Origin of the sequence: Pyruvatibacter mobilis (genome assembly GCF_012848855.1) — a bacterium.
Lineage (GTDB): Bacteria > Pseudomonadota > Alphaproteobacteria > CGMCC-115125 > CGMCC-115125 > Pyruvatibacter > Pyruvatibacter mobilis.
Genome location: NZ_CP051630.1, coordinates 1,369,103 through 1,390,475, shown reverse-complemented (window position 1 = coordinate 1,390,475; position 21,373 = coordinate 1,369,103). Strand labels below are relative to the sequence as shown.

General features: G+C 64.5%; 17 protein-coding genes. 7 read left to right on the top strand and 10 right to left on the bottom strand.

Annotated features, from left to right (window positions below; genetic code table 11):
- Positions 1–37: 37 nt before the first annotated feature.
- Both gyrA and HG718_RS06620 read right to left on the bottom strand, forming a co-directional pair.
- The gene (gene gyrA, locus HG718_RS06625; protein ID WP_160588165.1) at positions 38–2,857 is read right to left on the bottom strand and encodes a DNA gyrase subunit A; all 2,820 of its coding nucleotides are present in this window, start codon (positions 2,855–2,857) and stop codon (positions 38–40) included.
- A gap of 348 nt (positions 2,858–3,205) precedes the next feature.
- Positions 3,206–4,072, bottom strand: a complete 867-nt coding sequence (locus HG718_RS06620; protein ID WP_160587858.1) for a protein phosphatase 2C domain-containing protein — start codon at positions 4,070–4,072, stop codon at positions 3,206–3,208.
- 176 nt (positions 4,073–4,248) lie between these two features.
- Here HG718_RS06620 and HG718_RS06615 point away from each other — a divergent pair, with 176 nt between their 5' ends.
- Positions 4,249–4,632, top strand: coding sequence for a hypothetical protein (locus HG718_RS06615; RefSeq protein WP_160587857.1), 384 nt, complete (start codon positions 4,249–4,251; stop codon positions 4,630–4,632).
- On the opposite strand, the gene HG718_RS06610 is transcribed toward HG718_RS06615, so the two are convergent.
- On the bottom strand, positions 4,629–5,126 hold the full coding sequence (locus HG718_RS06610; RefSeq protein WP_160587855.1) for a single-stranded DNA-binding protein: 498 nt from the start codon (positions 5,124–5,126) through the stop codon (positions 4,629–4,631). The two genes, HG718_RS06615 and HG718_RS06610, sit on opposite strands and share 4 nt — an antisense overlap.
- A 290-nt stretch (positions 5,127–5,416) precedes the next feature.
- Between HG718_RS06610 and uvrA the strand changes: the two genes are divergently transcribed.
- Positions 5,417–8,536, top strand: a complete 3,120-nt coding sequence (gene uvrA / locus HG718_RS06605) for an excinuclease ABC subunit UvrA (RefSeq protein ID WP_160587853.1) — start codon at positions 5,417–5,419, stop codon at positions 8,534–8,536.
- A 31-nt stretch (positions 8,537–8,567) separates the two neighbouring features.
- Here uvrA and HG718_RS06600 read toward each other — a convergent pair whose 3' ends face one another.
- On the bottom strand, positions 8,568–9,284 hold the full coding sequence (locus HG718_RS06600; RefSeq protein ID WP_160587851.1) for a DJ-1/PfpI family protein: 717 nt from the start codon (positions 9,282–9,284) through the stop codon (positions 8,568–8,570).
- A 188-nt stretch (positions 9,285–9,472) separates the two neighbouring features.
- On the opposite strand from HG718_RS06600, the gene HG718_RS06595 reads away from it, so the two are divergent.
- From HG718_RS06595 to HG718_RS06585, 3 genes are all read left to right on the top strand, one after another.
- Complete coding sequence (locus HG718_RS06595; protein WP_160587849.1) at positions 9,473–10,912, top strand: amidase; 1,440 nt, start codon at positions 9,473–9,475, stop codon at positions 10,910–10,912.
- A 13-nt stretch (positions 10,913–10,925) separates the two neighbouring features.
- Positions 10,926–12,356 carry an amidase gene (locus tag HG718_RS06590; RefSeq protein ID WP_160587847.1) on the top strand — a complete coding sequence of 477 codons (1,431 nt, stop codon included), beginning with the start codon at positions 10,926–10,928 and terminating at the stop codon, positions 12,354–12,356.
- Between the two features lie 94 nt (positions 12,357–12,450).
- Positions 12,451–13,827, top strand: coding sequence for a DUF3179 domain-containing protein (locus HG718_RS06585; protein WP_160587845.1), 1,377 nt, complete (start codon positions 12,451–12,453; stop codon positions 13,825–13,827).
- A 5-nt stretch (positions 13,828–13,832) separates the two neighbouring features.
- Here the strand turns inward: HG718_RS06585 and HG718_RS06580 are convergent, their stop codons facing one another.
- Entirely contained in the window at positions 13,833–14,147 is a 315-nt protein-coding gene (locus HG718_RS06580; protein WP_205345679.1) for a 7(1) septoil knot domain-containing protein, read from the bottom strand.
- 185 nt (positions 14,148–14,332) lie between these two features.
- Here HG718_RS06580 and trmFO point away from each other — a divergent pair, with 185 nt between their 5' ends.
- Entirely contained in the window at positions 14,333–15,733 is a 1,401-nt protein-coding gene (gene trmFO / locus HG718_RS06575; protein ID WP_160587843.1) for a methylenetetrahydrofolate--tRNA-(uracil(54)-C(5))-methyltransferase (FADH(2)-oxidizing) TrmFO, read from the top strand.
- Between the two features lie 7 nt (positions 15,734–15,740).
- Here the strand turns inward: trmFO and HG718_RS06570 are convergent, their stop codons facing one another.
- Positions 15,741–16,586 carry a phytoene/squalene synthase family protein gene (locus HG718_RS06570; RefSeq protein WP_160587841.1) on the bottom strand — a complete coding sequence of 282 codons (846 nt, stop codon included), beginning with the start codon at positions 16,584–16,586 and terminating at the stop codon, positions 15,741–15,743.
- A 114-nt stretch (positions 16,587–16,700) separates the two neighbouring features.
- Between HG718_RS06570 and HG718_RS06565 the strand changes: the two genes are divergently transcribed.
- Positions 16,701–17,285, top strand: a complete 585-nt coding sequence (locus HG718_RS06565; RefSeq protein WP_160587839.1) for a superoxide dismutase — start codon at positions 16,701–16,703, stop codon at positions 17,283–17,285.
- 87 nt (positions 17,286–17,372) lie between these two features.
- Here the strand turns inward: HG718_RS06565 and HG718_RS06560 are convergent, their stop codons facing one another.
- The 4 genes from HG718_RS06560 to yajC all read right to left on the bottom strand — a co-directional run bounded on the left by HG718_RS06560 (position 17,373) and on the right by yajC (position 21,156).
- On the bottom strand, positions 17,373–17,993 hold the full coding sequence (locus tag HG718_RS06560; RefSeq protein ID WP_027841687.1) for a urate hydroxylase PuuD: 621 nt from the start codon (positions 17,991–17,993) through the stop codon (positions 17,373–17,375).
- Between the two features lie 170 nt (positions 17,994–18,163).
- Complete coding sequence (gene secF, locus HG718_RS06555) at positions 18,164–19,108, bottom strand: protein translocase subunit SecF (protein WP_160587837.1); 945 nt, start codon at positions 19,106–19,108, stop codon at positions 18,164–18,166.
- 26 nt (positions 19,109–19,134) lie between these two features.
- On the bottom strand, positions 19,135–20,739 hold the full coding sequence (gene secD, locus HG718_RS06550) for a protein translocase subunit SecD (RefSeq protein WP_027841689.1): 1,605 nt from the start codon (positions 20,737–20,739) through the stop codon (positions 19,135–19,137).
- Positions 20,740–20,775: 36 nt separating this feature from the next.
- Positions 20,776–21,156: a preprotein translocase subunit YajC gene (gene yajC / locus HG718_RS06545; RefSeq protein ID WP_027841690.1), complete on the bottom strand. Its 381-nt coding sequence runs from the start codon at positions 21,154–21,156 to the stop codon at positions 20,776–20,778.
- Positions 21,157–21,373: the final 217 nt, after the last annotated feature.

Below are 21,373 nucleotides of genomic sequence, written 5' to 3'. Positions count from 1 at the left end.
CCCGCAATTTGCCGCCGTTTTAGACGCCGGAAGCTGATTAGTCGAGGTTCGCGTCCGGGCCGTTCTCACCACCGGCCCCATCATCGTCCTCCTCCTCGCCGTCCGCGTCATTCCCCGACGCGTCCGCGATATGGGAAATCGACACGACGCTCTCATCATCCGCCGTGCGGAAAATGGTGACGCCCTGGGTCGCCCGACCGGCCACGCGCACATCGTTCACGGGGCAGCGGATCAACTGACCCGCATTGGTGACGAGCATGATCTGGTCGGCTTCATCCACCGGGAAGGCATCCACCAGCAGGCCGTTCCGCGGCGTCACGGTCATCGCGATGATGCCCTTGCCGCCGCGGCCCGCGGTCCGGTACTCGAAAGATGACGTCCGCTTGCCGAAGCCGTTCTCGGAGACAGCCAGCACGAACTGCTCGCGCGCGCCCAGCTCCGCATAGCGTTCCGGCGTCAGGGTGATGTCATCCCCCTCCTCGCCCGCATCATCCGGTTCCTCGGCGGGTGCCTCACCGTCAAGCGCTGCCCGCATGGCTTTTGCCTGCTTCAGATAGGCCCGCGCCTCCGCCGGCTCCGCCCCCGTGTGGTGCAGCATCGCCATGGCGATCACCCGGTCGTCATCATCAAGCTTGATGCCGCGCACGCCGGTGGAGGTGCGGCCCGAGAACACGCGCACATCTGTCACCGGGAACCGGATCGCCCGGCCCTTGGCCGTCGTCAGCAGCACGTCGTGATCTTCCGAGCAGATGGCGACGCCAAGAATGCCATCCTCCGGATCGTCCAGCTTCATGGCGATCTTGCCGCTGACATTGATCCGCACGAAATCCGACAGCTGGTTCCGCCGCACATTGCCCTTGCGGGTGGCGAACATTAGCTGCAGGTCGCCCCAGCTGTCCTCGTCCTCCGGCATCGGCATGACGGAGGTAATCCGCTCGCCGTCCTTGAGCGGCAGGATGTTGACCATCGCCTTGCCGCGCGATTGCGGCGACCCGGCGGGCAGCCGCCAGACCTTGAGGCGATAGACCATGCCTTCCGACGAGAAGAACAGGATCGGCGTATGGGTGTTGGCGACAAAGATCTTGCTGACGAAATCCTCGTCCTTGGTCGCCATGCCCGAGCGGCCCTTGCCGCCGCGCCGCTGCGCCCGGTAGGTGTCCAGCGGCACGCGCTTGATGTAGCCGCCATGGGACACGGTCACCACCATGTCCTCGCGCTGGATCAGGTCCTCGTCCTCGACCTCACCGATGGCATCCATGATCTCGGTGCGCCGCGGTGTCGCGAACTCGTCCTTCACTGCAACCAGTTCGTCGCGGATGATGCCCTGGAGCTTTTCCTTCGAGCGCAGCGTTTCGAGATAATCCTCGATCTTCTCGCCCAGGCCCTTCAGCTCATCCCCCACCTCGTCGCGGCCAAGGGCCGTGAGGCGCTGCAGGCGCAGATCGAGAATGGCACGGGCCTGCTCTTCGCTCATCCGCAGCGTGTTGCCGTCGGTCAGCACGTGACGCGGGTCCGCGATCAGCCGCACCAGCGGGGCCACGTCTGCTGCCGGCCAGTCGCGTGCCATCAGCTGCGCGCGCGCCGTCGCCGGGTCCGGCGCATTGCGGATCAGGCGGATCACCTCGTCGATATTCGCCACCGCAATGGCAAGACCAACCAGCACATGTGCGCGCTCGCGCGCCTTGCCAAGCTCATGCTTGGTCCGCCGCGTCACCACTTCCTCGCGGAACGCCAGGAAGGCCTCGATGAAGCCCTTCAGCGTCAGCATTTCCGGCCGGCCGCCATTGAGCGCGATCATGTTGCAGCCGAATGATGTCTGCAGCTGCGAGAATCGGTAGAGCTGGTTCAGCACCACGTCAGCCACAGCATCGCGCTTCAGCTCGATCACCACGCGCAGGCCCTGCCGATCGCTCTCGTCGCGCAGATCGGCAATGCCCTCGACGCGCTTCTCGCGCACCAGCTCGGCGATCTTCTCCACCATCGAGGCTTTGTTCACCTGGTAGGGAACCTCGGTGACGATGATCGCTTCCCGGTCGTTGCGGATTTCCTCGATATGCACCTTGCCGCGCATGACGACGGAACCGCGCCCCAGCTGGTAGGCAGACTTGATCCCGGCCCGACCGAGGATCAGCCCGCCGGTGGGAAAGTCAGGACCCGGAACAATCTGCATCAGCTCCTCGAAGCTGATCTCCGGGTTGGCCAAGGTCTCGACGCAGGCGTCGATCACCTCGCCCAGATTGTGCGGCGGCACATTGGTGGCCATGCCGACGGCGATGCCGCCCGCGCCATTGACCAGCAGATTGGGAAAGCGCGCCGGCAGCACCACCGGCTCGCGCTCGGAATTGTCGTAGTTGTCCTGGAAATCGACCGTGTCCTTGTCGATGTCTTCCAGCAGCGCATGCGCCGGCTTGTCCATGCGCACTTCGGTGTAACGCATGGCCGCGGGCGGGTCGCCGTCGATGGAGCCGAAATTGCCCTGCCCGTCCAGCAGCGGCAGACGCAGGGAAAAGTCCTGCGCCATGCGCACCAGCGCGTCATAGATCGATTGGTCACCATGCGGGTGATACTTACCGATCACGTCACCGACCACGCGGGCCGACTTGCGGTAGGGCTTGTTCCAGTCGTAGCCGTTCTCACCCATCGAGAACAGGATGCGGCGATGCACCGGCTTCAGGCCGTCACGCGCATCCGGCAGCGCACGGCTGACGATCACGCTCATGGCGTAATCGAGATAGGACGAGCGCATCTCGTCCTCGATGGAGATGCGGCCAATACCGTCCGAGGGGCCGTCCGGCGGCGTCGCACCGCCTGCGGGCGGCTCGCTGCCGCCGCTGCCGTCGGCGGCGTCGCCGGTCACAGCGCTCTCGTCCACGGGCTCGTTATTATCGATGTCTGACACGGGGCTTTTGGTTTCTGTTCTTTCTGGCACCGGACAAAAGCCGGGCCCTGCGCAGGCTCGAAATGGCAGCGCAATCGGGTCTCATCTCATGTGCGGAATCGCGCGGAAAACGCACCCCGAAAACTAGCACTGGGTGCCCCTGACCGCAAACCTGCCCGCCCCCGGAAAGCCGGGCCGGAAGCGCTCTCTAACCCTTTGAAAACACGGCAGAAAATCAGGCGATTTTTACGCCTTGCCGCGTGTTTTCCACAGCCCCTGCGGCGGCACCTGAAAATCTGTCCCGGAGGGGCAAATCACCCGTCCGGCTCAGCCCAGTTTCACCAGCATCGCGGTCGCGTCATCCGACTGTTTGAAGCGCGGAAACTGATGCGCTTCCGGGTCCAGCTCGCGCTCGATATGCCGCAATTCGTCCTTCAGCGACGCAAGCCCGCGGTCAAGCGCTGCGTCGAGCAGCGCTTCCTCGGTATAGCGGCCATAGTCGCCCGCCAGCGCCTCGAAGCCGTCTGTCATCATCAGCGCAATCGCCGGGGCCGTGATGGGGAAGCTCCGCGTCCGCGCATGTTCCGCCGCCTCCGGGTCGAGCCCGAACACCCAGTACCCGCCGGAGACATTGTGCCGGTTGCGCACCTTGCGCAGGCGGTCGAGGAAGCTGCTGCGATGCTGGTCCGGTGCACCGCCCTCTCCCTCGGTCTTGCGCTGTTCCGAAAAGCGCGAGGCGAGATTGTTCTCGTAGCTCTCGCTTTCCTCGTTGCTGCCGAAACTGTGAAACGCGCCCGTCCCGTCCCGCAACAGCACCTTGCAGTCGCCGAAATTGAGGCAGTCCACCACGCCGCCCGTATGCCGTATCAGGATCAGCGACGCCGTTGGCCGCTCAAAGCGCTCCGCAGGCTGACGGTCAGCCTCCGCGTCAAACCGGCGCGCCACATCGCTCAGCACTTCTTCGGCCAGGGCCGTCAGCGGCCCGCGATGGCTCGGCGCCCGCGCCTTGAGCGCCGCACTGCCCGCCTGCGCCAGCCATGCGGCATCACTCGCAGTGCCCGTGAGCTGCGTGTCCCCAAGTCCCGTTGCCCCGTCAAACACCCAGGCGCAGTTTCCCGCGTGCCCCAGATCATCGTCATTAGGCCCGCCCGGCTTGCCGGGGTCGTGGATGGTGTCGAGCACGTCAATGGTCATGCGGCGGCCTCATGCAGGGAGTGAAAGCTTATCGGCCCCGTCATCCGGGCGCCGAACAGGCAGGTAAGTGAGCCTATGTCCCGATATTGCTAGTTTTATGGCACCGGCACGAGACGCATTGCTCCGCGCACACACATGCGAGACCGTCATGTGAAGACCGTCATGGGAGGATCAAGATGACCCGCCGCAAGATCATGCTGTTCGCCCTGATCGGCGTATTTCTTTGGTTTGTCGCAGCCATCTGGCTGCGGGACTGGGCCCCTGCCTTCTACGATCTCGGCGCGGGCCACCTCACAGCTTTCGCACTCGCCACATTCACCGCCCCGCTCTTCGTCTGGGGCATGGCGAAAGCCACCGCAACGCCGCTCGACGCCATGGTCGCCCCGACAGGCATCGCCATCGTCGCCGCCACCCTGCTCGACGGCATCGCGCTGACCTGGTTCCCCGCCTTCTACGCCGGCCAGGGCCCGCACCTCGCCCACACCGGCGCCCAGCTCCTCTGGGGCGTCGGCTGCGCCATGCTCTCAGCCCTCATCTTTGCGCGTCGCCGTCTGGCCTAGAACGGCACTTCGTCGTCGAAGTCGCCGCCGCCGAAATCATCGGCCGGCTGGGACGGGCGGCCACCGCCGCCGCCACCCATGGAGCCACCACCACCCATGGCACCACCGCCACCGCCCATGGAGCCGCCGCCTTCGCCGCCGCTGCGACCGTCCAGCATGGTCAGCGTTGAGTTGAAGCCCTGCAGCACCACTTCGGTGGAGTAGCGGTCCTGGCCGGACTGGTCCTGCCATTTGCGGGTCTGCAGCTGGCCCTCCAGATAGACCTTCGAGCCCTTGCGCAGATATTGCTCGGCAATCTTGGCGAGGCCTTCGGAGAAGATCACCACGCGGTGCCACTCGGTGCGCTCGCGGCGTTCCCCGGTGCTGCGGTCGCGCCAGCTTTCAGACGTCGCAATGCGCAGATTGACAATCGGGCGGCCGTCCTGCGTGTGGCGCACTTCCGGGTCCGCACCCAGATTGCCGACGAGGATCACCTTGTTCACGCTGCCTGCCATTCGAAGCCGCCTTTCTTACGTCTGTCTCGCGCGCCTTCTGCGGCGCGGGTCTCTACTTTGGCACGGACCCTAACGGATTATTGCCGGGCCCGCGCGCCCTTGCGCAACTCATCCACAGATAATTGCGCAATAGTTCCTGTTATGTTCCTGTGCTGCGGTCAGTTGTCAAGATGAGTCGGGCCCGGGGCAACTAGCCCTCGCCAACCGGCACCCAAGCCCCTATCTATCGCGGCGCTGCCCGTTCTGCCGCCCGCCCGCCCCCAAAGGCCCCAACCAGTGGAAATTCATTCGTGACCGGACTTCGAAACATCACCGTCAAAGGCGCCCGCGAACACAATCTCAAAGGCGTGGATGTCGAGCTGCCGCGCGACAAGCTGGTGGTGATCACGGGGCTGTCCGGCTCCGGCAAGTCGTCGCTTGCCTTTGACACGATCTACGCCGAAGGCCAGCGCCGCTACGTGGAAAGCCTCTCGGCCTATGCGCGGCAATTCCTGCAGATGATGGAAAAGCCGGACGTTGACTACATCGAAGGACTGTCCCCGGCGATCTCCATCGAGCAGAAGACCACCTCGCGCAACCCGCGCTCGACGGTGGGCACGGTCACCGAGATCTACGACTATATGCGCCTGCTCTTCGCGCGCGTCGGCATCCCCTATTCGCCTGCCACCGGCCTGCCTATCGAAAGCCAGACCGTGAGCCAGATGGTGGACCGCGTCCTGACGCTGGACGAAGGCACGCGCCTTTACCTGCTGGCCCCGATGATCCGCGGCCGTAAGGGCGAATACCGCAAGGAGTTCGCCGACCTCCTGAAACGCGGCTTCCAGCGCGTGAAGGTGGATGGTGAGTTCTATGAACTCGATAGCGTGCCTGCCCTCGACAAGAAGAAGAAACACGACATCGAAGTGGTGGTGGACCGCCTCGTCGTGCGCCCGGACATCGCAAGCCGCCTGGCGGACTCGATGGAGACCGCCCTGCGCCTTGCCGACGGCATCGCCATCGCCGAATTCGCCGACGAGAAGGACGATGACGGCAATCCGCGCCAGATGATCTTCTCCGAGAAATTCGCCTGCCCGATTTCCGGTTTCACCATCGAGGAAATCGAGCCGCGCCTGTTCTCGTTCAACAACCCCTTCGGCGCCTGCCCCTCCTGTGATGGTCTGGGCACGGAGCTTCAGTTCGAGGCTGACCTGGTGGTGCCGGACCCGTCGCTCTCCCTGCGCCAGGGTGCCATCGCGCCGTGGTCCAAGACAGGCAACACCTCCCCCTACTACACTCAGACGCTGGACGCCCTGGTCCGCCATTTTGGCGGCTCCATGACCGAGGCCTGGAGCGACCTGCCGGAGGTGCTGCGCGATGCCATCCTGTTCGGCACCGGCAAGGAGCAGATCGAGTTCCTCTATGATGATGGCATCCGCTCCTACAAGACCAAGAAGACCTTCGAAGGCGTCGTCGGCAATATCGAGCGCCGCTGGCGGGAGACCGACAGCCAGTGGATGCGCGAGGAGCTGTCCCGCTTCCAGTCAGCCAAGCCGTGCGAGACCTGCGGCGGCTACCGCCTGAAGCCCGAAGCCCTGGCCGTGAAGATCGCCGGTCTGCATATCGGTCAGGTGTCGGAGTTCTCCATCCGCGAGGCCCATGAGTGGTTCTCGACGGTCGACAAGACCTTCACCAAAAAGCAGAACGAGATCGCCGAGCGCATCCTCAAGGAGATCCGCGAACGCCTCCGCTTCCTCGTTGATGTGGGGCTCGACTACCTCACCCTGTCGCGTGGCTCCGGCTCCCTGTCGGGCGGTGAAAGCCAGCGCATCCGCCTCGCCTCGCAGATCGGCTCCGGCCTCACCGGCGTGCTGTACGTGCTGGATGAACCGTCCATCGGCCTGCACCAGCGTGACAACACCCGCCTGCTTGAAACCTTGAAGCGCCTGCGCGACATCGGCAACACGGTCGTCGTTGTGGAGCATGACGAGGAAGCCATCCTCGAGGCCGACCATGTGGTTGACATGGGCCCCGGCGCCGGTGTCCATGGCGGCACGGTGATCGCCGAAGGCACGCCCAAGAAGGTGATGGAAACCGCCGACAGCCTGACCGGGCAATATCTCGTCGGCATGCGTCAGATCGAGCTGCCCTTCGAGCGCCGCCCCGTCGACGGTCGTACGCTCTCCATCAAGGGCGCGCGCGAAAACAACCTCAAGAATGTGGATGCGGATTTCCCGCTCGGGGCGTTTGTCTGCGTCACCGGCGTGTCCGGCTCCGGCAAATCCTCCCTGCTGGTGGATACGCTCTACCCGGCCCTGTCCCGCCGCCTGATGAACGCCCGCGCCCAGCCCGGCGCCCATGACAAGATCGAGGGCATCGAGTTTCTCGACAAGGTCATCGACATCGATCAGTCGCCCATCGGCCGGACGCCGCGCTCCAACCCGGCCACCTATACCGGCGCATTCACGCCGATCCGCGAATGGTTCGCTGGCCTGCCCGAAGCCAAGACGCGCGGCTACACCCCGGGCCGCTTCTCCTTCAACGTGAAGGGTGGCCGCTGCGAGGCCTGCCAGGGCGATGGCGTCATCAAGATCGAGATGCACTTCCTCGCTGATGTCTATGTGCAGTGCGACGTCTGCCATGGCCAGCGCTACAACCGCGAAACCCTGGAAGTGAAGTTCCGCGACAAGTCCATCGCCGACGTGCTCGACATGACGGTGGAAGACGGGGCCGAGTTCTTCAAGGCCGTCCCCGCCGTGCGCGACAAGCTCGAGACCCTCAAGCAGGTCGGCCTCGGCTACATCAAGATTGGCCAGCAGGCGACCACCCTGTCAGGCGGCGAGGCCCAGCGCGTCAAGCTCTCCAAGGAGCTGTCCAAGCGCGCCACCGGCCGCACGCTCTACATCCTCGACGAGCCGACCACCGGCCTGCATTTCCATGACGTGGCCAAGCTCCTCGAGGTGCTGCACGAGCTCGTCGATCAGGGCAATTCCGTGGTCGTGATCGAGCACAACCTCGAAGTCATCAAGACCGCCGACTGGATCATCGACATCGGCCCGGAAGGCGGCGACGGTGGCGGTGAAGTCGTCGTCCAGGGCACGCCCGAGGACGTGGCCGCCGAACCGCGCAGCCACACCGGTGCCTATCTCAAGCCGCTCCTTAAAAAGAGCCGTCGCGCCGCGCCAAAGTCCGAAGAGCGCCGCCGCAAGACCGATCTGGCCAAGGCCGCCGCCGCGGCCTCCCGCCGTCCCATGCGCCGCAACACGTCAAAGACGGAAGAGGAGACGCCGGCCCCAAAAACCAAGACGCGCGCCAAGAGCAAGACTGCTGCCAAGGCAAAGACCAAGGTCAAGACAAAGTCCAAAACTGCGTCCAAGACCAGCACGAAGACCGCGGGAAAAACCCGCGCCAAGGCACGCAGCAAGGCACGCTGACCGGCAGTCCCGCTCGACGGGACAGGTGACCCTATTCGGCTGCGTGGCGTGCATCTTTTTTCGCCTGCGCCGCCCGCGCGGCGTCGGCCATGCGCTCCACCACCGGGCCCACCATGGCCTGGCTGGTGGCCAGCGTCTCTGCCGAGGCCTTGTCCGGCGTGCCGCTGTCAAATGGCGGTTGCGGATCATATTCGAAGGACAGCTGCACCAGCTTGGCAGCTTCCTCGCCCGCCAGCTCCGCCACCATGGTCAGCCCGAAATCAATGCCCGCCGTCACGCCGCCGCCGGTAATCCGGTTCCGGTCGCGCACCACCCGCGCCTTTTTCGGCGTCGCGCCCACCAGCTCGAGCTGATGATGCCACGCCCAGTGGCAGCTGGCCTCATAACCGTCCAGGAGGCCCGCGGCCCCCAGCAGCAATGAACCTGTGCACACGGCCGTCACATAGCGTGCGCCCTGGCCCTGCTTGCGGACGAAATCGACCACCACATCATCCGTCATCAGATCAACCTGGCCGAACCCGCCGGGCACGCAGATCACGTCAAGCTGCGGACAGGATGCAAAGTCGTCCGTCGGGTTGATCGTGTAGCCCGCATCCGCCGCCACAGGCTCCATATCCTTCCACACATAATGCATCACCGCCCCGGGCACGAGCGACAGCAGTTGTGCCGGGCCCAGCGCGTCCAGCGCCGTCACGCCGGGATAGATCAGAAAGCCGATGTGGATGTCCTGCGGGGCTGCGTCGGTCATGGGGGGCTCCATCATGCAACAAATCTCTGCGTCCAGAATGACCGCGCGCGGACCTGTCGGAAATGACATTCACCCGGCAATTCCCGTCAAATGACCCACACCGCCGCCCTTCCGGTTCCTCCCGTCGTCCGCTAGCGTATTGGCAACACCAAGAACCAATAAGACTGTCCGGGAGGATTAGGGACATCATGCCGATCAAGGATTACGTCGCCCATGACGGGGTCGCGCTTGCCGAACTCGTGCGTAAGGGCGAGGTCAGTGCCGCCGAATTGGCGGAAGAAGCGCTGAAGCGGATTGAGAAACACAATCCCACCCTCAATGCCGTTGTGACGGATATGGCCGATCAGGGCCGCCGGATTGCCAGGGATATCGACGCAGGCGACAAGGCCGCGCCCTTCGCAGGCGTCCCCTTTTTGCTGAAGGACATCATGGGCGATTTCGAGGGCGTCGCCACCCAGTATGGCAGCCGCCTTGCGGCCGGAAATCCCGCAGCCCAGCACTCCACCCTAACCCAGCGCTTCCTCGCGTCCGGCCTCGTGCCCCTCGGCAAGACCAACGTGCCCGAGTTCGGCCTTCTGCCTGTGTCCGAAAGCAATCTCTATGGACCCGCCCGCAATCCGTGGAACCCGGATCATACGCCCGGCGGCTCCTCCGGCGGCTCGGCGGCGGCGGTCGCAGCAGGCATCGTGCCGCTCGCCCATGCCAATGATGGCGGCGGCTCTATCCGCATTCCCGCCTCCTCGTCCGGCCTTGTCGGCCTCAAGCCCAGCCGCGCCCGCATTCCGCAAGGCCCGGTCATCGGTGATGCCATGTCCGGCCTCACAGCCGACCTCGTCGTCAGCCGCACCGTGCGCGACACGGCGGTCGCCCTCGACATTGCCGCAGGGCCTGAACCCGGCGATCCCTATTTCGCCCCCCACCATGAAGGCATCTGGTCGGATGATGTGGGCGTTGCGCCCGGCAGCCTGCGCATCGGCTTCACCACCCGCACCATCGGCGGCGAGCCCGTCGATCCTGAATGCGTGGCCGCTGTCGAGAACACCGCCAAACTGCTGGAGAGCCTCGGCCACCACGTGGAAGAAGCCTCGCCCACCATCGACAACGACACCATGCAGCAGGCCTTCATGGCGATCTGGGCCACCGGCGTGGCGCAGCAGATCAGCCTGCAGGAACTGCTGTTCGGCAAGACGCCCAACCAGGGCGATCTGGAGCCACTGACACTGGGGCTTGCCGAGCGCGGTCGCCAGGTCACGGGCGCCGATTACCTCAACGCCGTCGCCATGCTGCAGGTCATGGCGCGCACCGTTGCCCAGTGGCACGACGAATATGATCTCTGGCTCACCCCCACCCTGGGCGAGCCGCCGCTGCGGGTCGGCACCATCGACGTGAATGAGAGCGACCCGGAAAAGGCGTTCGCCCCGGTGCTCAACTATGTAGCCTTCACCCCGGTACAGAACGCCACCGGCCAGCCGGCCATCTCCCTGCCCCTGCACTGGACGCCGGACGGCCTGCCCGTCGGGGTGCATTTCGCAGCCCGCCAGGGCGATGAAGCAACGCTCATCCGCCTTGCCTCGCAGCTTGAGGAAGCCCAGCCCTGGATCAACCGCCATCCGCCGATCTGGGACTAAGGGAGCACGCATCATGACAATCGACAATTATGCCGACTATGACGGCGTCGCCCTCGCAGACCTCGTCGCCCGCAAGGAAGTCACCCCGCTCGAACTCGTCGATGCCGCGATCGAGCGGATCGAAAAGCACAACCCCGCCCTCAACGCGGTCGTGCACAAGGGCTATGAGGATGCCCGCGCATGGGCCAAGGGCGATCTGCCGGATGGCCCGTTCAGGGGTGTCCCGTTCCTGGTGAAGGATCTCGGCGTCAAGGTCAAAGGCTGGCCTGCCACTGCCGGGTCGCATTACCTGCGCGACTATGTGGCGGAAGAGGACAGCATCCTTGCCACCCGCTACCGGCAGGCCGGCGTGGTCTTTGTCGGCCGCACCAACACGCCGGAATACGGCATCACCGGCACGACAGAATCCGCCCGCCTCGGCCCCTGCCGCAATCCGTGGAACACGGAGCATATTTCCGGCGGCTCGTCGGGCGGGGCCGCAGCGACCGTCGCCGCCGGCATCGTCCCTATGGCGCATGCATCTGACGGTCTCGGCTCGATCCGCATCCCGGCCGCCTGCTGCGGTCTCGTCGGTCTCAAGACTACCCGCGCCCGCAACCCGGATTCAGGCGAAGACGGTGAGCGCGCCATGGGCTTCTCGGTGGATCACGTCGTCACCCGCACCGTGCGTGACAGTGCCGCCATGCTCGACGCCACCTGCGCGCCGGAGCCCGACAGCCCCTACCCGCCGCTCCCCTATGAGCGTCCCTTCGCGGAGGAAGTTACCCGATCCCCCGGCAAGCTGAAGATCGCCTATTCCGCCGAGACGCCCCGCGGTGCCGACATCCATCCGGAAAACCAGGCAGCTCTCGAAAAGACGGTGACCCTTCTCAGGGAGCTCGGCCACGAGGTCGTGGAACAGGGTCTGGGTGTCGACTACCGCACCCTCTACCGCGCGCAGGGTGCTGTCTCCGCCTCCAACTTCGCCGCCGGCATGCTGGAGCGGGAGGAGATGCTTGGCCGCCCGCCGGAAGAGCATGAGCTGGAGCCGCTCACCTGGCGTGCCCTCAATGCGGGCCGCAAGATCACCGGCGCCCAGGCCTTCTGGGGCTGGCGTACTCTGCGCCGCCTGTCGCGGCAGATCATCCACAACCTGCTGCCCTATGACGCCTATCTATGCCCCGTCATGGGCACGCCGCCGCCGAAGATCGGCCATATCGATCCGGTGAACCTCGACCCCAAGGAAGTGGACAAGCGGCAGGCGGAGGTCTTCCCCTTCACGCCGCCCTTCAACTTCACCGGCCAGCCGTCCCTGTCCCTGCCCTTGTGGTGGAGTGCGGACGATCTGCCGCTCGGCATGATGTTCACCGGTCGCTTCGGCGACGAGGCCACGCTGCTGCGCCTGGCCGCCCAGCTTGAAGAGGCTCGGCCCTGGATCGGCCGCAAGCCGCCGGTCTGGAACTAGCCCGCGATCTCACACAAAAGTGTCGCGGCGTGTGCTGCGGGACGATCAGCATGGCGTCACTCTTCGGATAACCGATCTGCCGGAGAGTGACGTCATGGCCCCGCGCCTCATCCTGACCCTTGTCCTGCTGCTCCTGCCTGCGGGTGTCGTCGCCCAGCCTGCGCAATCAGCATCCGCGGATCCGGAGACCGTCGAACGGGCCGTGCATCTTGTTGCGGGCAGCGACCGGCAGGTCATCGATGCCATTGATTACTTCATCAAGCGCAGGCAGCCCGACGGCGCATTCGCCCTCGTCCAGGCCATGCGCTTTCACCGCGACCTCCGCCCGGCGCTCGGCATCGCGCTGTTGAGCCTCACCGGTGTCGACCACGGGGACAGCTGGTTTGACTGGATGACCTGGCTTCAATCACAGGACGGGCTCACGCCCTTCGATGGCTTCGATGAGGCCCGCAGCCGCGTCCTCGCTGAAATCGACCCGGCCTTCGCAACCTTCATCCATTCAGGCGTTGCCCACGACATTCCCCTGTGGGAAGCGGTCTGGGGCGGTGTCCTCAAGGATGGCATCCCGGCTCTCACCAACCCGCACTTTGTGACTGCAAGGACAGCGAATTATCTCACCGACGATGAGCTGGTCTTCGGGGTGGAGATCAATGGGGATGTCCGCGCCTACCCCCTGCGCATCCTCGACTGGCACGAAATGGCCAATGACGTTATCGGCGGCGTGCCTGTCAGCCTCGCCTACTGCACCCTGTGTGGCTCCGGCATCCTGTTCGAAACGCAGCTTGACGGACGGGACGCGCCCTTCGTCTTCGGTTCGTCAGGGCTCCTCTACCGGTCAAACAAGCTGATGTACGACACCGCAACCGGGAGCCTGTGGAACCAGTTCACCGGGCGGCCGGTGATCGGCAGTCTGACCGGTAGCGCCATCGAGCTGAAGACCCGGCCGGTCGCCATCACCACATGGGGCGACTGGCGCAGCCGCCACCCGGAGACAAGAGTCTTGTCCCTCGACACCGGCCACACCCGTGACTACACGCCCGGTGCTCCCTATGCGGATTATTTCAACAGCCCGGATCTCATCTTCCCGGCACCCGTCGATGAGGCTGGTCTTTTGCCCAAGGATTATATCTTCGCCCTGCGCGGATCAGGCGTGGACAAGGCCTGGCGCCTTTCCGCCTTCGAGGGCGGCCGTGTCATCAATGACATGGCAGGCGTCGTTCCCGTCACGCTGATTGGCACCGCCGCCACCCGCACCGTCCGTGCCTACCGCACAGACGGCCGCACCTTTTCCAGAGCAGCCGACGCAGATCATGTCAGCGACGGCGTGTCGGAGTGGCAGATCACCGAAGCAGCACTGGCAGGCCCGGATGGCACGCGCTTTCACCGGCTCCCCGGCCACATTGCCTATTGGTTTGCCTGGAACGGCTATCTGGGAGCGGATGGCGAACTTGCCGACGCCGGGGCGCAATAGCTGGCTCAGTTCAGCCCGGGATTGCCGCTGACTTCCTGGATGCGGATGTCCCCGCCCGTCGGCACGATCTGGATCGTGAAATCCGCGCCCAGCCCCACGCGGCGCCATTCGCCGCATTCATCCGCATGCCGGTTCACCCACTGCACGCGGAGGTCAGCGCCAGATGCCACCACTTCCACGCGCACATCCGGGTCGCTCTCAACGACGGAGACTTCGCCGAAAAGCGGTATGCCCTGAAATTCGCAGGTCGGAAGCGCGTGTGCCGGTGCCGCACCGGCCATCAGGAAGGTGAAGCCCGCAAGGGCGATCAGCCGTGTCATCCGCAAGCCTCCCTGGTTGAAGTGTGTGCCTCCGCCGTGCCCGCACAGGACCGCAGCGCACCTCACGTATAGTCGCATCCGGTTGCAGTTTCCAGCCGCGCCCCGGCACGCCACGCTGTGATTTGCACTCCTTGCATGATTTCAGGGACTTGCGGCGAAGTAGGCCCTGCCTTAAGTCTCCGCCCATGAGCAAGATTGATCCCATCCACGTCATTGGCGGCGGCCTCGCCGGGTCTGAAGCCGCTTGGCAGATCGCCCGTGCCGGCGTGCCTGTCGTGCTGCACGAGATGCGCCCGGTCCGTGGCACCGACGCCCACAAGACCGGCGGCCTCGCCGAACTGGTCTGTTCCAATTCCTTCCGCTCTGATGATGACGAGACGACGGCCATCGGCCTGCTGCACTACGAATTGCGCAAGGGCGGATCGATCATCATGCGCAGCGGCGACGCGAGCCAGGTTCCGGCGGGTGGCGCCTTGGCCGTGGACCGGGACGGCTTCTCGCAGACCGTGGAACAGGCCCTTGAGGCCGAGCCGCTGATCACCATAGAGCGCGGCGAGGTCGCGGGCCTGCCCCCGGAGGACTGGGGCAGCGTCATCATCGCCACCGGCCCCCTCACCTCGCCCGCGCTGGCGGATGCAGTGCTGTCCCTCACTGGTGAGGATGAACTGGCCTTCTTCGACGCCATTGCGCCTATCGTCAATTTCGACTCGATTGACATGGACAAGGCCTGGTTCCAGTCTCGCTACGACAAGCCGGGACCGGGCGGCACCGGCGCGGATTACATAAATTGTCCGCTCACGGAAGAAGAATACAACGCCTTCATCGACGAGCTGCTCGAAGGCGACAAGACCGACTTCAAGGAGTGGGAAGAGAACACCCCCTATTTTGACGGCTGCCTGCCCATCGAGGTGATGGCGGAGCGCGGCCGCGAGACCCTGCGTCACGGCCCGCTCAAACCGGTCGGGCTCACCAACCCCCACAAGCCGGACGAAAAGCCCTACGCCGTCGTGCAGCTGCGCCAGGACAATGCGCTTGGCACGCTCTACAACATGGTCGGCTTCCAGACCAAGCTGCGCCATGGCGAGCAGTCGCGTGTCTTCCGCACCATCCCGGGCCTTGAAAAGGCGGTCTTCGCCCGTCTTGGCGGCCTGCACCGCAATACCTTCCTCAACAGCCCGAAGCTGCTCGATGGCCAGCTGCGTCTCAAGGCCATGCCGCGCCTGCGCTTCGCCGGTCAGGTCACCGGGGTGGAAGGCTACATGGAGAGCGCTGCCATCGGCATGCTGGCCGGGCGCTTCGCCGCCGCCGAAGCAAAGGGCGAAACCCTGCCGCCCCTGCCGGAGACAACCGCCCTTGGGGCGCTGCTGGGCCATATTACCGGCGGTCATCTGGATGCCGGCAAGGGCTCCTTCCAGCCGATGAACGTCAATTTCGGCCTGTTTCCGCCTGTTGAAATGCCGAAAGCGCCGGATGGCAAGCGCCTGCGCGGCAAGGCCAAGAAGCCCGCCCGCAAGCAGGCCTATACGACCCGGGCCAAGGCGGATATCGAAGGCTGGTTCGGCACCCCGCCGCTTGCCGCCGAATAGGCAGAGGTCAGATGCGCCGCCGCATGGCGCGCGCCATCAGCGCAATCTGCCGGCGGAAGGCCGGGATCTCCGGCGCACTGCGCAGGAAATCGAAGTCTTCCCGCGCAAACAGCCGCGCATAGGCGGGCACCAGCCCCGCATGCAGCATGGCCGGCAGCGCCGCCGCATCAGGCCGCAGGGATGTATCGCGCGAAGCCTCTTTCAGCCGGGCCGCGGCCTCCCGCGCCACCGCCTGAAAAACCGCCTTGGCTTCCGGCGCCAGGCGGCCGCTGAACACAGCCTCTTGCTTGCCCGCAAGACCGTCCATCGGCAGGAAGGCCGACCGCCGCCCGGCGGCAGCGCCGCACCGTTTCAGCAGGTCGATCAGCCCATAGGCTTCGCCGAATGCTCCGCTGGCGGAAGATGTCTCGCCCCGGCCCAGCAGCATTGCCCCCATCTCCATGATGGTGCCCTCGGCCCGGCGCGCGTGGCTGCGCATCATCTCCATGTCGGCAAAAGGGTCTTCCGCCATTTCGTCTTCCCGCGCATCCAGCCAGGCATGAAACCGCTCCGGCGGCAGGCTCCCGGCCTCGATCGCAGCAGCAAGCGCGGGAACAAGTTCATGGCCCTGCTGTTGCCCCTGATAGATGCCGCCGATGGTATCGCGCCACCACTGGAAGCGGATCGCCCCAAGCATCGGCTCGCTCACCTTGTGCGGGATCTGTTTGAGGTCGCGGTCCAGCGCATACAGCGCCCACAGATGGCCGCGCGTCTCCGCCGGAGCGAACAGTGACGACAGGAACCTGTCGGAGTCCTCGCGGCGAAGCTGCTCGATGATCTGCGGCGGCAAAAGATTTGTTTGCGGATCGGACACGCGAAGAAATCCTTGATAAATACGTCACGCGCACAAGGTAGTGCTGTGACAGAACCTTGCCAGGGCCATCCCTGTGCGCCGTACCCTTATGTAGCAGAGTTCAGGAGCTCCCCTATGAGTTTTGCCCTCCCCGACCTTCCGTATGCTCATGATGCGCTGGAACCGCACATGTCCAAGTCCACCTTCGAGTTCCACCACGACAAGCATCACCAGAAATATGTGGACACGCTGAACGACCTGATCAAAGGCACCGACAACGAAGGCAAGAGCCTTGAGGACATCATCAAGAGCTCCGAGGGCAAGCTGTTCAACCAGGCCGCCCAGGTCTGGAACCACACCTTCTTCTGGAACTCCATGACGCCGAATGGCGGCGGCAAGCCGACCGGTGCCGTGGCAGAAGCCATCGACCGCGACTTTGGCTCCTACGACAAGTTCGCCGAGGAGTTCTCCAGCGTTGCCGCCGGCGAGTTCGGCTCCGGCTGGGCATGGCTCGTTGCCGATGACGCGGGCAAGCTGTCGGTCATCAGCACCCATGATGCGGACACCCCGCTTGCCCACGGCAAGAAGGCCATCATCACCCTCGATGTCTGGGAGCACGCTTATTATCTGGATTACCAGAACAAGCGTCCGGACTATATCAAGACCTTCCTCGACAAGCTGGTGAACTGGGATTTCGCGAACGAGAACCTCGCCGCGTAAGCCATCCGCACACCAGACACCGCACACAAAAACGGCGCTGCCTCGAAACCGGGGCAGCGCCGTTTCTGTTTGAACAGCCGTAAGCGGCTAGAAGGCGTTCTGGTTGATCACCATGGCGAACAGCATCGGCACCGACAGCATGGTGTTGGTGCGCGAGAACAGCATGGCCGTGCGCGCAGCCTTCGGCTTGTCGTCAGCCGGAGCATCCACGATCCCCAGTGCCACCTTCTGGTTCGGCCAGATCACAAACCACACATTGAACCACATGATGGTCCCAAGCCACATGCCGATGCCGATGATCGTGCTGGCGCCATTGTCGGTGAAGCCCAGCAGATAGGCATCCACCAGATAACCGTTCAGCGCGGCCAGGATGATGCCGAAGGCGATGGTGCCCATGGCGCCCCAGCGGAACCACCACAGGGCGGCAGGCGCGATTACCTTGCCCACTGCCGGCTTCTGCTCATCGGGGATGTTGGGCATGTTGGGGATCTGCACGAAGTTGAAATAGTAGAGCAGACCGATCCACATGATGCCGCACAGCACATGCGCCCAGCGGACGATGAAGGCCCAGAAGGCCGTGGAGCCCAGCGCATCGCCGACATGACCGGCGGAGCTGTAGGCCCCGTAGATGTAGAAAACGAACAGGGCGAGCGCGAGCACGAAGCCCGTGATCACCGTGTTGCGCAGATTTGACAGAATCCCAGCCATCCCCAAGTCCCTCCTTTTGGTGGCAGTACTCACCGCAGGTTCAGCCACCGGTCGTTTGATGCCGGCGGCATGTGACGCACCCTGCGGCGACTCGTCGCGCTACAGGTTACGCCCTTCACTCGCCGGCGCAAATCCCGGGAATGGGGTCATCTCGTCGGATTATGCGCCAATCAGCTTGCAGAATTGGCGTTCTGCGCCGGCTCGCCCGCATTGGCTTCCGACCAGTCGCGCTTGACGCCCAGCATCAGCAGCAGTGGTGCAGCCACGAAAATCGACGAATAGGTGCCGATGATGACACCCCAGATCATAGCGAAGGTAAAGCCGCTGATGACTTCACCACCGAAGATGAAGAGCGCAAGCAGGGCCAGCAGTGTCGTTACCGAGGTCATAACCGTCCGCGACAGGGTCTTGTTGACGGCAAGGTCCAGCAACTCCGGCAGCGGCATCCGCTTGTACTTGCGCAGCTTCTCGCGCACGCGGTCATAGACCACCACTGTATCGTTCATCGAGTAACCGACAATGGTCAGCAACGCTGCAATGATCGACAGGTTGAACTCCAGCTGCAGCACGGCAAACAGCCCCAGCGTAATCACCACGTCATGCACCAGCGCGATGACCGCGCCGACCGAGAACTGCCACTCGAAGCGGAACCAGATATAGACAAGCATCATGCCCACAGCGAGCACGATGGCCAGCACACCGGCTTCGATGAGCTCGCCCGAAACCGTCGGCCCCACCACTTCAACGCGGCGGTACTCCACATTGGTGCCGAGCTCTGCCCGCACCTTGGTCACCACCTCCTGCTGGGCCTCCGCCCCGCCGGGCTGCGTGGCCACCCGGATGAGCACGTCATCCGGCGCCCCGAAGGTCTGCACCTGAACGTCGCCGAGGCCGAGATTGCCAAGACGGCCCCGCATGTCTGCAAGGTCGGCCGGCCCCTCGGTGCCCACTTCGATCATGGTGCCGCCGCGGAAATCGATGCCGAAATTGAGGCCCATCACTGCCACCAGCGTGATCGACGCCAGCACCGCCAGCAGCGATACGACGAAGGCGATCATCCGGAACCGGATGAAAGGAACATGGGTCTCGTCCGGAAGGAGCTTGAGCTTGCGCATTGTCGTGTGCTTTCCCGCGAGCGCGTCTAAAGCGGCAGTTCCGCCGGGCGGCGGCGCTTGAGCCAGATGGATACGAACAGCCGCGTCACGGTGAAGGCCGTGAAGACCGACGTGACGATGCCGATGGCCAGCGTCACGGCAAAGCCGCGCACCGGGCCTGAGCCCATCTGGAACAGGATGGCTGCAGCAATGAAGGTGGTGATGTTGGCGTCAAGGATGGTGCCCAGCGCGCGGGAATAGCCCACGTCGATGGCATTGATGGGCGTCTTGCCCGCCTTCATCTCTTCCTTGATGCGCTCGAAGATCAGCACGTTGGCGTCCACCGCCATGCCGATGGTCAGCACAATGCCCGCGATGCCCGGCAGGGTCAGCGTGGCTTGTAGCAGCGACAGCGCGCCGAACAGCAGCGCCACATTGATGATGAGCGCGATATTGGCGAACACACCGAACAGTCCGTACACGGCAATCATGAAGAGGATCACCGCCGCAAAGCCGATCAGCGCCGCGATCTCACCGGCCGCCACACTGTCCGCGCCAAGGCCCGGACCCACCGTCCGTTCTTCGAGAATGGTTAGCGGTGCCGGCAGCGCACCGGCCCGCAGCAGGATCGCCAGGTCATTCGCCGCGGTCACCGTGAAACCACCGCTGATCTGACCTTGCCCGCCGAGGATTGGACTCCGGATGACCGGTGCCGAAATCACTTCGTTGTCGAGCACGATGGCGAACGGACGGCCCACATTGGCCTTGGTCACATCTGCGAAGCGCTTGCCGCCTGACGCATCGAAGCGGAAATTCACCACCGGTTCGTTCGTCTGCGGATCAAACCCGGGTTGTGCATCAACCAGGCTCTCGCCGGATACCATCACCCGGCGGCGGATCAGCACCTGCCCGCCGGACCCGTCAACCAGCGGCAGCACGACCGACCCTGGCGGCGGCCTGTTCTGGATCGCCTCAATCACGGAGATGGATGTGTCCACCAGATGAAAATTCATCTGCGCCGTGCGGCCCAGCAGGTCCTTCAGACGCTGCGGGTCATCAAGACCCGGCACCTGCACGAGGATGCGGTCCGTGCCTTGGCGCTGGATGGTCGGCTCCGTCGTGCCCAGCTCGTCGATACGGCGGCGGATGATCTCGATGGACTGCTGCACCGCGTTGTTGAGCCGCTGCACGCGCGCGGCATCCGTCATTTCCAGTGACACGCGCCCGCCGGTTTCCGTCACCGCCAGATCCCGCTCCGGCACCGCCGAGAAGACATTGGTCGTGATCGGAGCCGACAGCCCCTCCAGTTCCTCGACGGCGCGCGCCACGTCTTCCGGCTTGCGGATACGCACGGTCACCCGGCCGTCGCTCTCGCCCAGACCCGTATAGCCGATGCGCGCCTCGCGCAGCGTCTGGCGCACATCGTCCACCAGCGCTTCAAGGCGGTCATTCAGCACGGTGTCCACATCCACCTGCAGCAGCAGGTGCGAGCCGCCCTGCAGGTCGAGGCCAAGATTGACCTGGTTGGACGGCACCCAGCCCGGCAGCCCGGCCAGATCATCCTTGGAGATCAGGTTCGGGGCCGACAGCAGAAAGCCGAGGGCGCAGACAAAGGCGATGAGGGTGTATTTCCAGCGGGGGAAATAGAGCATGCGAGGCGTCTCCGGAGAGAGGACCTTCCGGCCGGTCTAGCTCGACTGGCCGTCCTGGTCGTTGGCCGCTTTCGGCGCGGTCTTGGAAGCTTCGTTGGCGGCAGGCTCCGTCTTCGAGCGCACATCCGACAAGGTGCTCCGCACCACGCGCACGCGCACTCCTTCGGCCACTTCCACCACCACTTCATTATCGTCGGCCACCTTGGTGACCTTGCCGATGAGGCCGCCGGCGGTCACCACGGTGTCACCCCGGCGCACACCGGACACCATGGCATTGTGTTCCTTGATCCGCTTCTGCTGCGGCCGCAGGATCAGCAGGTAGATGATGGCGAAAACGATCAGGAAGGGGAAAAGGGTGACGAGGAAGTCGCCACCGCCGCCGCCAGCCGTCTGCGCATATGCCGGGGTAATCAGCATCAAATTCTCCGATGCGAGGGAAATCAGAACAATGGGTGCCGCGCGGCCTGCCCGTATGGCGGTATCGACGCAGCACAGCGGGCGGACTATACCCATGCCCCGCCGCTTTGAAAACCAGCCGCGGCCTCTTCGCAAACCCTTGAGATGGATGGGGTTTTGGGCAACATGACGCCACGGCCCGGCCGCGGGCGGTCCGCAGTCACGCACCCGGGAGAAT